We start from the raw sequence: 12,450 nt of genomic DNA, 5'->3' as shown, positions 1-12,450 counted from the left end.
CGGTTTCGATGGCCGAGAGGGGATTGGGCCCGTGACACGTTACACGTCCCCGAACCGCTGGCGGAGCGTCTCGTGGATGCCGACGACGAGCGCGGGGACGACGACGATGAATATGTGCTCCTCGACGGGGATGCCCAGAACGTCCACGCCGGTCCGCAGTCGGACGGCGAAGACGCCGACGGTCAGAGTGTACCAGTCCCAGAGGTAGGCGACGGGGTAGAGGACGGCGATGGTCCGGGCGGCCGACCGGAGGGCGTCGGCCCGCCAGAGGAGGGCGAGCGCGACGCTCCCCCAGAACAGTTCCGTCACGAGGTACGTGTAGGGGCCGAAGAGGCCGATGTCGGGCAGCATACGTCACCCCACGGCCCCGGCGGGCTAAAGCTTCGTCCGCTTCCCGTCCGGCGGGAAGGGAACCAACCTTGATAACCCTTCACGTGCTACCTCCGGGTGTGAGGAACGATGGATATTGCTGACATCGCCACCACGGAGTTTGTCGAAGTCGACGCCGACGAGCGTCTCGGGAAGGTGCGCTCCATCTTCGAGCGCGAGAACCCGAAGGGCATCATCGTCACGGACGACGGTGACTACGTCGGCGTAATCACGCAGAAGCAGTTGGTCCAGTCCCACGTGGAGGACAACGCGAAAGCGGGGGCGATGACCCGCTCGGCACCCACCGTCGAGCGGACCGACGACGTCAGGGAGGTCGCCCGCGTCCTCGTCGAGAGCGGCATCAAGCTCGGCCTCGTCGAGGAGGGCGACGACCTCTGGGGCATCGTCACCGAGGACGACCTGCTGGCGGCGGTACTGGAGAACCTCGACGCACTGACCGTCGCCGACATCTACACGCAGGACGTCATCACCGTCGCCGAGGACGACAACGTCGGGCAGGTCGTCAACCTCCTCCGGGAGAACGGCGTCTCCCGGCTCCCGGTGCTCGACGACACCGGCTCCCTGACCGGGATGGTGACGCGCCACGACATCGTCGACGTGGTGGTCCGGGACATGAACAAGGCCACGCGGGGCGACCGCGCCGGCGAGGTCGAGCGGGTACTCGACCTCCCGGTCTACGACGTGATGAACAGCCCGGTGGCGACGACCACCCCCGACGAGTCCGTCGAGGACGCGGTCGCCCGGATGCTCGAACACGACTACGCTGGACTCGTGGTCACGCCCGCCGACGACGACTCGCTCGTCGCCGGCATCCTCACCAAGACGGACGTGCTGCGGGCGCTGACGTTCACCGAGGAGGACCACATGGACGTGCAGATAACCAACATCACCCTGCTGAACACCCTCTCGCGGGCCGACATCCGCACCGACATCGAGGCAGTCGCGGACAAGTACCAAGCGATGCAGGTCCAGCACGCCCACGTCCGCTTCCACGAGCACAAGGAGAAACTCCGCGGGACCCCCCTCATCCAGTGTCAGATACGCCTGCGGACCAACAAGGGCCAAGCCGCCGGCTCCGGCGAGGGGTACGGTGCCGAGACGGCGTTCAACGTCGCCCTCGACAAACTGGAGCGCAACGTCCTCGAACTGAAGGGCGTGCAGGCCGACGAGGAGTACCGCGGCCAGCTCCTGCGGAAGCTCGGCGAGCTATAGCGTCCCGCCGCTCGACCGACTCGCCGTTCGCTTGCCGTTTTTTCGCCCGTCGCCGCGCGCTCCCGGTGGCCGCGTCGCTCGCCGCCGTCGCTGGTACCGACCGGAACCTACAGGAGCGCCCGGGCCGTCGCCTCCCCCATGTCACCGACCGTCGACGCCCTGCGAAACGAGATACGGGTCGCCGTCGACCGCTACGAGCGCGTCGAGTCCACCGCGTTCACCAAGGAGGCGCTCGCGGCCATCTGCGACGCCGTCGGCCACGAGGTCGACGCCGACCGACCGCCGGGGAAAGCCGAGATGCGCGCGGGCATCCGCCGGGCGCTGGACGGACTGGACGACGACGCCGACCGGCCTCTCCGGAAGGCCGAACTCGAAACGATAGCCGAAGCGCTACGGGACTGACGGCGGGCGAAAACAGGCGCAAAAACGGCCGTGCGACGCTACTGGAAGCCGATGCGGCCGCCGCTGCCGGCCTGTCGCTGGGGGCTGGACCCACCCTTGAACTCCTCTTCCATCTGCTGGTAGTAGTCGCGGATGTCGTCGGTGATGGTCGGCCGGACGCTCTCCATGGCCTGCCGGAAGTGACGCATCTCCACGTCCTCGGCGTCGTCGTCCTCGCGCAGGGCCTCGATGGCGGCCTCGCGGGCGATGGATTCGAGGTCGCTGCCGACGTAGCCGTCCGACCGCTCGGCGAGTTCACGCAGGCTCACGTCGGGGGCCAGCGGCGTGTCGTCGGTGTGAATCTTCAGAATCTGCTCGCGGCCCTCGATGTCCGGTTCGCCGACCATCACCAACCGGTCGAACCGACCCGAGCGGATGAGTGCAGGGTCTATCATGTCCGGCCGGTTGGTCGCGCCGATGACCATCACGTCCTCCATCTCCTCTAACCCGTCGAGTTCGGTCAGCAGTTGGTTGACGACGCGCTCGGAGACGTTCGAGCCGACCTCGCCGCCCCGACCCGGCGCGAGCGAGTCGAGTTCGTCGAAGAAGATGACGGTGGGCGCGACCTGCCGGGCCTTCCGGAAGGTCTGACGGATGGCCTTCTCGCTTTCCCCGACCCACTTGCTGAGTAGCTGTGGCCCCCGCACCGAGATGAAGTTGGCGTCGGTCTCGTTGGCGACGGCCTTGGCCATCAGCGTCTTCCCGGTACCGGGCGGGCCGTACAGCAGGACGCCGGAGGGCGGGGTCACGCCCATCCGGTCGAACTTCTCCGGGGAGTTCATCGGCCACTCGACGGCCTCTTGGACCTGCTCTTTGGCGTCATCGAGGCCGCCGACGCTGTCCCACGACATCTTCGGCAACTCGACCAGCACCTCCCGCATCGCCGAGGGGCTGACCTCGTTGAGCGCGCCCTTGAAGTCCTCGCGCTTGATTATCATGCGGTCGATGAGGCTCGGCGGGATGTCCTCCTCGTCGAGGTCTATCTCGGGGAGGTACCGCCGCAGCGCCTTCATCGCGGCCTCCTTGGTCAGGCTCTCGATGTCGGCCCCGACGAAGCCGTGGGTCTCGGTCGCCATCTTCGAGAGGTTCACGTCGTCCGACAGCGGCATGCCGCGGGTGTGAATCTGGAGTATCTCCTCGCGGCCCACCTCGTCGGGGACGCCGATCTCGATCTCGCGGTCGAACCGGCCCGGGCGGCGCAAGGCGGGGTCGACCGAGTCGACCCGGTTCGTGGCGGCGATGACGATGACCTGCCCGCGGGATTCCAGTCCGTCCATCATCGTCAGCAGTTGGGCGACGACCCGGCGCTCGACCTCGCCGGTGACGTCCTCGCGCTTGGGCGCGATGGAGTCGAGTTCGTCGATGAAGATGATGGAGGGCGACTCCTCGCTGGCGTCCTCGAATATCTCCCGGAGCTGTTGCTCGCTCTCCCCGTAGTACTTCGAGATAATCTCCGGTCCGGCGATAGAGAAGAAGCTGGCCGAAGTCTCGTTGGCGACGGCCTTCGCCAGCAGGGTCTTGCCCGTGCCCGGCGGGCCGTGCAACAGGACCCCCTGTGGCGGCTCGATGCCGAGCTTCTTGAATATCTGGGGGTGTTTCATCGGCAGTTCGACCATCTCCCGGACCCGCTGTATCTCGTTTTGCAGCCCGCCGATGTCCTCGTAGGTGATGCCGCCGCCGGTCTTCTCGAAGCCCGAAATCGGCTCCTCGCGCAGTTCGACTTCGGTGTCCTCGGTGATGAGACAGACGCCTTCGGGCTCGGTCTCGACGGCGATGAGCGGGATGGCCTGTCCCGGCGAGCGCATGAACGGGTGGTTCGTCGAGGACATCACGGGGACGATGTCGCGCTCGACGACCGGCCGTTTCAGAATCTGGCGCTTGACCATGCCGGCGGCGTCGGAGCCGAACTGCACCGACGCCTCCTCGGGCGGCGCGAGGACGAGCTTGTCGGCCTTCTCGGCCTCGGCCTTCCGAATCGTCACGCGCTCGCCGATGCCGACGTCGGCGTTTTGCCGGGTGAAGCCGTCGATGCGGACGGTGTCGGTGTTCCAGTCCTGCCGGTCGGCGCGCCACACCTTCGCGGCCGTCGTGTCGCTGCCCTCTATCTCGATGATGTCGCCGGGCGAGAGCTTGAGATGCAACAGCGTGTCGGGGTCCAGACGGGCGATGCCCCGCCCCGAGTCGTTGGGGTAGGCCTTCGCCACTTCCAGTTGCACTTCGTTCATAGTAAACTGTGGATACAGGGAGTCGGGTAGCCCCGGAGATATGCTTTATGCTACCGGCGGTGGCGACGCCCGCCGACGGGTTTATATGATAACTGATACCACACGCCATCCGGCGACGGCGTGGCTGGGGACAGAGACCGCCGCCGTCGGCCGGAGCGACTCCGCCGACGGAGTAGTCACAGCGCCTGCCGGCATCGCCGTGTTTGATAAGGCTGGCTCCGATACCGGAGGTATGGTCTTTCTCGTCCCGTTCGACGGGTCCCAACTCGCAGCGGTCGCGCTCGAACGCGCCGTCGAGTACGCCGCCGCGCTCGACGACGATGTCGTCGCCGTCAGCTACGTCCCGACCGGCTCCGACTACGCCGAGCGCCGGCGCTGGGTCGACCCGACGGAGGACTTCGCCGCGGAGACGGCCGCGAGCGACCTCCGGCGGAAGATAGAGGAGGCGACCGACGACTCCGAACTGCGCTACGACGACGTGAGCGCCCATCCGGCCGGCGACCTCTCGGCGGAGGTCCGAGGGACCGCCCGCGACGTGGACGCGACCGTCGTCGTCCTCGGGAGCGGCGAGGCCGAGGAGGTCGTCGTCCCGCTGTCGGCGTCGGACAACTACGACGTGCACGTCGTCCGACGCTCCTGACGCTTTTATACCGCCGTCGCCTCGCTGTGGACATGCGAACGCTCGCACTCGACGGCCGGATGGGTGCCGCCGGCGACATGCTGCTCGGTGCCCTGCTCGCGGCCGGTGCCGACAGCGCTGCGCTCGACCCCGTCGAAGCGGCCCTCGACGTGTCCTACCGCGTCTCGACGGTCGACGAGCGGGGCATCGAGGCGACCCGCGTCGACGTCCTCGTCGACGGCGACGGGACCGACGACGCGGACGACGGACACGGCCACGACCACACCGACGAACGCGACCACGAACGAACCGATGACCACACGCACGCCCACGCCCACGGCGACCACGCGGCCGACTCCGACGGCGAGGGCCACGTCCACGCGGAGGGACACGGCCCGACCCGGAGCTACGACGAGGTGGTCGAGATAATCGAGGAGATGGGGCTCCCGGCCGGCGTCGAGCGCGACACGCTGGCTATCGTCGAACTGCTGGGGGAGGCCGAGGCGTCGGTCCACGGCACCGACCTCGACGGGACGCACTTCCACGAGGTCGGGGCCGACGACGCAATCGCCGACATCGTCGGCGCGTGTCTCCTGCTCGCGGACCTCGGCGTCGACCGCGTCGTCGTGACGCCCGTCTCGACCGGCGGCGGGAGCGTCGAGATGAGCCACGGGCGCTACCCCGTCCCGACGCCGGCGGTCGTCGAACTCGCCGAACGGGCCGACTGGGCGCTTCGGGGCGGCCCGGTCGAGGCGGAACTGCTCACGCCGACGGGCGCGGCGATACTCGCCCACGTCGCCGAGGGCGTCGACCGACTGCCGGCGCTCGGGGTCGAGAGGTCGGGCTACGGGGCTGGCGGCTACGACTTCCCCGAGCGGCCAAACGTCCTCCGGGCGACCGTCGGCGAGGGCGAGAGCCGCCTCCGGCGCGACGAGATAACGGTTCTGGAGACGAACCTCGACGACGCCTCCCCGGAGCTTTTGGGCGACCTCCAGCGCTCGCTGACCGACGCCGGCGCGCGCGACGTGTCGATACTCCCGGCGACGATGAAGAAGTCCCGGCCGGGCCACCTCGTGAAGGTCATCTGCCGGCCCGCGGACGCCGAGCGCGTGGCCCGCCGGCTGGCCGTCGAGACCGGGACGCTGGGCGTGCGCGAACACGGCGCGGGCCACCGCTGGGTCGCCGACCGCGAGTTCGAGACCGTCGCGCTGTCGGTCGACGGCGAGACCCACGAGGTCGGCGTGAAGGTCGCCAGCGACGCCGACGGCGAGGTGTACGACGTGAGCGCCGAGTTCGACGACGCCGCCGCCGTCGCCGAGGCGACCGGCCTGCCGGTGCGGACGGTCCTCGACCGGGCCGAGCGCGCGGTCCGGGAGTGACTACCCCCCGTCGGGTCCGCCGGCGTCGCCGTCGTCCCGGTGTTCGGCCAGCGCCTCCGCGACGGTGAGGTCGCCGCGTGCGACCCGGCGGGCCAGCACCTCGTCGATGGCGCGGTTGGTGTCGCTCTCGGCCCGCGAGCGGTCCTTGATGCGCTGTATCTCGCCGGCCGTCGGCTCGACGGAGCGGGCCGATATCTCCTCGCCGGTCAGTCGGGCGATGTTGACCGCGGCCAGCACGTCACCCATCCCGCGGGCACCGCTCCCGAGGTACGGCGTTGTCCCGGTCTCGTCGACCAGTTCGACCGGCACGTCGTCGAGTTCGTCGATGATGCGCGAACCGACCAGCCGCGCGCCGTCGCCGATACGGACCAGCGGCTCCACGGCGTCCTCAACCTCCCGGCGGACGACCGCGGGGACCTCGCTCGCGGGCACCTGAAACGCCGCGGTGACCGTCTCGCCGCGACAGACCGCGATTCCCGGTCGCTCGCCGGGGTCGATACCGACCACGGTCCGGCCTGCCGCACCCCGGAGCGCCGTCACGACCGCCTCGACGGTCCGTCGCGACTCGCCGGGGTCGGCCCGCACCACGTCGACGCCGTCGGGGACCTCGACGCGCTCGCCGGCCGCGACGACCGCGACCGCCGTGTCGTCGGGCCACGGGTCGCCCGGTTCGATGGTCGTAAACTCCACGCCGCGGTCCCGGAGTTCGTTGACCACGCCGTGGTAGACCTCGAAGTCCTCGGTGGCGACGACTATCACGGCCGTCCCTTCGGCGGGTGCCCACTTACGACTGCTGGGTACTGTGGCGGCGCGGAACGGGGGGTTTTAATCCGAAACCGACGAAGGGGCCGGCGTGAGCGACCACGTCTCGACCGGCTGTGACCCCGTCGACGACCTGCTGGGCGGCGGACTGGAGCGCGGGGCCGTCACGCAGGTCTACGGCCCGCCGGCCGCCGGCAAGACCAACGTCGCCCTCTCGGCGGCCGTCGAGGTCGCGGCCGGCGGCGACGCCGCCCTCTACATCGACACCGAAGGGCTCTCTGCCGACCGGATGGAACAGATCGCCCGCGGCCGGGCGGCCGGAACCGGCCAGACCGTCGACGACCTCGCCGGCCGGCTCATCGTCTCGGAGGTCCTCGACTTCGACGAGCAGGCCGAGGCGGTCCAAGACGCCTCGGAGTTCGCCAGCGAAGTCGAACTGATAGTGCTGGACAGCGCGACGGGCTTTTACCGCCTCCGGCGGGACGACGACGACGGCGGCGAGACGCTTCGCGACGTGGCCCGGCAGATAACGCACCTCCTCTCGCTGGCCCGGAAACACGACCTCGCCGTCCTCTTCACGAATCAGGTGTTCACGGACCCCGACGGCGACCGCTCGACGGCGCTGGGCGGCCATACCCTGAACCACTGGTCGGGAGCCATCCTCCGACTGGACCGCTTTCGCGGCGGCAACCGCCGGGCGACGCTGGAGAAACACCGCGCCAAGCCCGCCGGCGACACCGCGCAGTTCCGTATCACCGACGAGGGGATGGTCGGCGACGCGGCGGCGGACTCCTCGGGGACGCTGGACTAGTTCCCTCGCGACGCCGCTCCCGGGGCCACCGGGCCCGACGGCAGTGATGGCACGACGGAGCGAAGCGACGGCCGGTGTACCACAACCGTGGTGACAGTCACCACACTCATTAGGCTGTGAACGTGTTGCTGTTCGCATGGTCGACGAGGAGCAGCTCGAAGCGTGGGCAGCGGCCGCCGAGGAGACTCCGGCCGAGGTCGTCGACGAGATACCAGCTATCGCGGACGAGACGAACCGGGCGGACGCCAGCGAACGCAACGAGGCGGTGTTGGCGCTCGCGCGGACTGCGACCGAACACCCCGACGCAGTCGCGGATGTCCGTCCCGCGCTGGTCGAGCGCCTGTCGGACGGCCACGAGGTCGTCCGCCACAACGCGGCGCTGGCGCTCGAACGCGTCGCGGGCGACCACCCGGACCGGCTGCTCGGAGCCCTGCACCCGGTTGCGGGCCGACTGGGCGACACCGACAGCGACGTCCGTGAACGGGCCGGCAAGGTACTCGACGCCGTCGCCGAGACACATCCCGAGGCGGTCGCGGACGCCGTCGAGACCGTCCTCGCAGACCTTGCCGCCGACCTCGGCGGCGACCCCGGCGACCGGAACACCGCGACCGCGGGGTTCGTCGTCGCGGCGAAAGTGGTACCGGACGCCGTCGCCGCCCACGGGGACGCGCTCGCCGGGCGGTTCGACGACGACCACGTCGGCCCCCGGTACCACGCGACGATGGCGCTCAAGCGGGTCGCGACGCGTGACCCCGCCGCGGTGAGCGGCCACGCGGACGCGTTCGCGGGCCAACTCGACGACGGGGACGAGGACGTCAGAGAGCTAGCGGCCCACGCGCTCTCCGCTATCGCGGACGACCCCGACGCGGTTGTCCCCGTTGCCGACGCGGTCGGCCGGGCGGTGACGGACGACCACGAGGAGACGCGGTACCACGCCGTCGATGCGCTGAGCGCGCTCGTCGCGGGCCACCCGGACGCGGTCGCGTCACACGCGGACGAGCTCGTCGAGGCGCTGGCGCTCGGCCCCGATTACGTCGTCGAGGCCGCGACGGCGGTGTTGACCGCCCTCGCGGCGACCGAGCGCGAGGCGGTCACGACGGCCCTGACGAGCGCTGGCGTGACCGTCGACGGCGACCCGCGTACCGAACTCGCGTCGATTCGACAGGGTGACCTGACCGTGCCGGGTCACGGCAACGACACCGACGACACCGACGACACACTGCGTGACGCCGTCGGTGGCGACCGGACGAGCGTCGAGTCGCTCGTGGACGCGGTCGAGGAAGTCGTCGGGGACGACCCGTCGGTGGGCGAGGTGACGGCGACGGCGGCGTACGACGACGACCCGGCAGTCACGCTCGACGACGGCCGGGACGGCTGTGCCTACACCCGCGAGGTGGGAATCACGACTTGGGAGTGTCCCCACGACCGGACGGACGGAAGCGACTTCTGTACGTTCCACGCGCCGGTCGACGAGACGGACGACGAGGCGGTCACCGAGGCGCTGCTGTCGGCCGTGACGAGCGAGGGACGCCGCGAGAAGGAACTCGTGGGTGCCAGATTCGGCGACGTCGACCTCTCGTTTGCCATCCTCGCGGCCGACGACAACTTCCCTATCGACCTGCGACACGCCCACGTCGAGGGGAACCTCTCGTGTCGGCGGTTGACCGTCAGCCAGCCGCTGAAAGCCGAAGGGCTGACCGTGACGGGCCGGGCCGGTTTCGAGGTCGCCACCTTCGAGATGGTCGCGGACTTCGAGGACGCGACGTTCGGGGCCGCGTCGTTCGGCAAAGGGACCTTCGAGGGCAGTGCGTACTTCGACGGCGCCCGGTTCGCGGGCGAGACGGCGTTCTCCGCGGCGCGGTTCACCCAGAAGGCCGGGTTCGACGGGACGACGGTCGAGGGGGAGGCGTCGTTCGGGAAACTGACCGTCGAGGACACCCTCGACATGGAGGACGCGACGTTCGCGGAGAGCGTGAAACTGACCGGGACCAGAGCCCGCCGGATCCACCTCCACGACGCGACCGTCGGCGGCGACTGCAACTTCCGGTCGCTCACCACGGAGCAGTCGGTCCGGGTCAGCGGGCTAGACATCGAGGGGGATTTCGTCCTCGGGAAGGCGACCATCGACAGTTCGATACAGGGCGAGGGTGTCCGCGTCGGCGGCGATTTCGACCTCACCAGCGCCCGCGTCTCGGGGAACTTCCTGCTCGAAGGGCTACAGGTCGGGGGCGACGTCACCGCCGTCGGGACGCAGGCGGTACGGGTCAACGTCGACGGCGGCTCGGTCAGCGGGGACGTCGACCTGCAGGCGTTCCGGGCACAGGGCATCTGTCGGATACTGAACCTCGGTGTCGGCGGCGACTTCGACCTCCACACGGCGACCTTCGAGAAGGGGTTCCAAGCCGCGGAGACGAGCGTCGGCGGCGACGTGAACGCCTTTCGGCTGAGCGTCAGCGGGAAGTTCCTCTTCGCCCGCGGGTCGGTCGAGGGGGAGACCGACTTCGACGAGGCGGTCTTCGAGCGGGGCGGGTCGTTCACCGAAAGCGAGTTCCGGGGCCCGGCGTCGTTCACGAAGACGGCCTTCGGCGGGGGAACGTCCTTCGAGGAGACCACGTTCCACGCGTCGGCGACGTTCACGATGGCCGAGTTCGAGGAGTCGGTGGATTTCACCGACACGATGTTCACCGTCGGTGCGGACTTCAGGTGGGCGACCGTCGAGAGGGGCGAGTTCACTCGGACCGCGACCGACGACGGCGTCGTCGACTTCTCGGGAGCGACGTTGGCGAACGGCGGCCTCATGGTCCCGGGCGGCGAGGGCGTCGTCTACGACTGCAGCGACGCGACCATCGGTGACGTGGAGCTGAGCGTCTTCAACGACGCCGAAGAGGCCACACTGTTCGACCACTTCAGATTCCTGAACACCACCTTCGACGGCTTCGAGTTCGGCCCGTACAAGGGCGAGCTCTCGGCGGCCGGCTGGCAGATTCACACCGTCCTCGACAGCGCCGACATCGGGGACGACGAGGCCGACTGGCTCGCACGGCTCGACCCGGACGAACTCGACACCGAACGCACGAGAGCGCTGCTCGAAGAGATACGCGACGAGGCGGCGGTCGGCGACGAGTTCATCGAACTCGTCGAGGAGGCCGCCACCTACGACGACCCCGACGAACTGCGCGCCGAGTACGGGGACGTCCTGTCTACCGACGGCGGGACGGCCGAACCTGCCCCCGGCGAACTCGAGAACACCTATCTCGGCGCGAAAAACGGTGCCGACCAAGTCGGCGACCGGAAGGCCGCCGCCGAGTTCTTCATTCAGGAGATGTACCACCGCCGGCGGAAGAACGCACGACTCCTCCGGCGCGGTGAGAACCTTCGAGAGCGAACCACCGCCGCCGGCAAGTGGTTCGGAAACCGGCTCCTCCACTGGTCGTGTGGGTACGGCGAGCGCCTCTGGCGCATCGTCTACGTCTCGGTCGTCACTATCGTCCTCTGGGGCCTGTTCTACGCGTTCCTCTCGCGGGGAGCCCAAGACCAGACGGCCGGTATCACTACCACCGGCCTCGACGGCCCCGGACAGTTGCTCACGCAGGAGGGGCTTCGCATCCTCAGCAGGAACCTCTACTTCAGCGTCGTCACCTTCACCACGCTCGGCTACGGCGACATCCAACCGGTCGGACCCGTCTCGCGAGCGCTGGCAAGCACCGAATCGTTCATCGGCGCGCTCCTGCTTGCGCTCGTGGTCTTCGTCATCGGTCGGCGCGTCGCGTGGTAACAGATGGCTGTGTCGTGCGCCGAGTCCACGGTGGCCGTCGGATGGCCGTGACAGCGCGTGCCGGAAACACCGGCCGCGGTCAGTAGATGAGGTCGTCGTCGTTCTCGACCATGTACAGCGTGCGGGCGGCGATGTTGACCGCGTGGTCGCCCACGCGCTCGATGTCCCGAATCGTGAGCAGGAGCCGGGACACGTCGGCCATCAGTTGCTCGATGGTGGCCTCGTCGGAAGTCTCGTCTATCTCGCGCTCGATGAGGTCCCGGACGACCGTCTCGGAGGCGGACTCGCAGCGCTCGTCGACGGCGTCGTCGGTGTCGGCGATGGCGTAACACAGCTCCGCGTCCGCGTCGCCGTAGGCGTCCATCGCGTCCTCGACCATCTCGATGACGACATCGCCGACTTCCTGAATGTCGACCTCGGGGAACATGTCGCGCTCGGCGTCCAGCGAGTACTCGCCGAGGTTGGTTGCGAGGTCGCCGATGCGTTCGAGGTCGGTGATTATCTTGAACGAGGCGGCGACGAAACGCAGGTCCGAGGCGACCGGCTGCTGGAGGGCCAGCAGGTCGATGCAGTCCTGTTCGAGGTCGAGATACAGCTCGTTGACCTCGGCGTCGCCCTCGATGACCTCCCGTGCGAGGTCGGGGTCTTTCTGTTCGAGGGCGTCGAGACCGAGGCGCAGACGTTCGAGGACGACTTCAGACATGTAGAGGACGTCCTCCCGGAGCGCGTTCAATCGCTCTTGATACGATTCGCGTGGCATGGTCGGGTGTGCGCCGCTCGCGCCTATCAGCCTTTCCCTTCGGTGGGTTTATCGCCACTGTGGCCCCGCATTCGCG

General features: G+C 69.0%; 10 protein-coding genes. 6 read left to right on the top strand and 4 right to left on the bottom strand.

The window, feature by feature from the left end:
* Nucleotides 1-39 precede the first annotated feature (39 nt).
* Nucleotides 40-351, bottom strand: coding sequence for a lycopene cyclase domain-containing protein (locus tag ACV7JO_RS02700; protein ID WP_470354802.1), 312 nt, complete (start codon nucleotides 349-351; stop codon nucleotides 40-42).
* Nucleotides 352-459: 108 nt separating this feature from the next.
* Here ACV7JO_RS02700 and ACV7JO_RS02695 point away from each other — a divergent pair, with 108 nt between their 5' ends.
* Nucleotides 460-1,602, top strand: a complete 1,143-nt coding sequence (locus tag ACV7JO_RS02695; protein ID WP_470354801.1) for a CBS domain-containing protein — start codon at nucleotides 460-462, stop codon at nucleotides 1,600-1,602.
* Nucleotides 1,603-1,740: 138 nt separating this feature from the next.
* Complete coding sequence (locus ACV7JO_RS02690) at nucleotides 1,741-2,004, top strand: hypothetical protein (protein WP_470354800.1); 264 nt, start codon at nucleotides 1,741-1,743, stop codon at nucleotides 2,002-2,004.
* Nucleotides 2,005-2,042: 38 nt separating this feature from the next.
* Here the strand turns inward: ACV7JO_RS02690 and ACV7JO_RS02685 are convergent, their stop codons facing one another.
* Nucleotides 2,043-4,268, bottom strand: coding sequence for a CDC48 family AAA ATPase (locus ACV7JO_RS02685; protein ID WP_470354799.1), 2,226 nt, complete (start codon nucleotides 4,266-4,268; stop codon nucleotides 2,043-2,045).
* A 232-nt stretch (nucleotides 4,269-4,500) separates the two neighbouring features.
* Between ACV7JO_RS02685 and ACV7JO_RS02680 the strand changes: the two genes are divergently transcribed.
* The gene (locus ACV7JO_RS02680) at nucleotides 4,501-4,908 is read left to right on the top strand and encodes a universal stress protein (RefSeq protein ID WP_470354798.1); all 408 of its coding nucleotides are present in this window, start codon (nucleotides 4,501-4,503) and stop codon (nucleotides 4,906-4,908) included.
* Nucleotides 4,909-4,940: 32 nt separating this feature from the next.
* Nucleotides 4,941-6,266, top strand: coding sequence for a nickel pincer cofactor biosynthesis protein LarC (larC, locus tag ACV7JO_RS02675; RefSeq protein ID WP_470354797.1), 1,326 nt, complete (start codon nucleotides 4,941-4,943; stop codon nucleotides 6,264-6,266).
* Here the strand turns inward: larC and ACV7JO_RS02670 are convergent, their stop codons facing one another.
* Nucleotides 6,267-7,025 carry a hypothetical protein gene (locus ACV7JO_RS02670; RefSeq protein ID WP_470354796.1) on the bottom strand — a complete coding sequence of 253 codons (759 nt, stop codon included), beginning with the start codon at nucleotides 7,023-7,025 and terminating at the stop codon, nucleotides 6,267-6,269. It abuts the gene before it with no gap.
* Between the two features lie 94 nt (nucleotides 7,026-7,119).
* Between ACV7JO_RS02670 and radB the strand changes: the two genes are divergently transcribed.
* A complete protein-coding gene (gene radB, locus ACV7JO_RS02665) occupies nucleotides 7,120-7,839 on the top strand; it encodes a DNA repair and recombination protein RadB (RefSeq protein WP_470354795.1) in 720 nt (239 codons plus the stop codon).
* A 136-nt stretch (nucleotides 7,840-7,975) separates the two neighbouring features.
* Nucleotides 7,976-11,614 (top strand): pentapeptide repeat-containing protein, encoded by a 3,639-nt coding sequence (locus ACV7JO_RS02660; RefSeq protein ID WP_470354794.1) that lies wholly within the window; start codon nucleotides 7,976-7,978, stop codon nucleotides 11,612-11,614.
* A 79-nt stretch (nucleotides 11,615-11,693) separates the two neighbouring features.
* Here ACV7JO_RS02660 and phoU read toward each other — a convergent pair whose 3' ends face one another.
* A complete protein-coding gene (gene phoU, locus ACV7JO_RS02655; RefSeq protein WP_470354793.1) occupies nucleotides 11,694-12,374 on the bottom strand; it encodes a phosphate signaling complex protein PhoU in 681 nt (226 codons plus the stop codon).
* Between the last annotated feature and the right edge of the window lie 76 nt (nucleotides 12,375-12,450).

Source organism: Haloarcula sp. MBLA0138 (assembly GCF_055632455.1).
The sequence above is the reverse complement of the archived record's forward strand: the minus strand, read 5'-3'. Positions and strand labels throughout refer to the sequence as shown.

Bases quoted from the DNA above. Each gene is read 5' to 3' on its own strand.
- ACV7JO_RS02700 (WP_470354802.1), bottom strand. From the start codon at position 351: ATGCTGCCCGACATCGGCCTCTTCGGCCCCTACACGTACCTCGTGACG.
- ACV7JO_RS02685 (WP_470354799.1), bottom strand. From the start codon at position 4,268: ATGAACGAAGTGCAACTGGAAGTGGCGAAGGCCTACCCCAACGACTCG.
- phoU (WP_470354793.1), bottom strand. From the start codon at position 12,374: ATGCCACGCGAATCGTATCAAGAGCGATTGAACGCGCTCCGGGAGGAC.
- ACV7JO_RS02690 (WP_470354800.1), top strand. From the start codon at position 1,741: ATGTCACCGACCGTCGACGCCCTGCGAAACGAGATACGGGTCGCCGTC.
- ACV7JO_RS02660 (WP_470354794.1), top strand. From the start codon at position 7,976: ATGGTCGACGAGGAGCAGCTCGAAGCGTGGGCAGCGGCCGCCGAGGAG.
- ACV7JO_RS02680 (WP_470354798.1), top strand. From the start codon at position 4,501: ATGGTCTTTCTCGTCCCGTTCGACGGGTCCCAACTCGCAGCGGTCGCG.
- larC (WP_470354797.1), top strand. From the start codon at position 4,941: ATGCGAACGCTCGCACTCGACGGCCGGATGGGTGCCGCCGGCGACATG.
- ACV7JO_RS02695 (WP_470354801.1), top strand. From the start codon at position 460: ATGGATATTGCTGACATCGCCACCACGGAGTTTGTCGAAGTCGACGCC.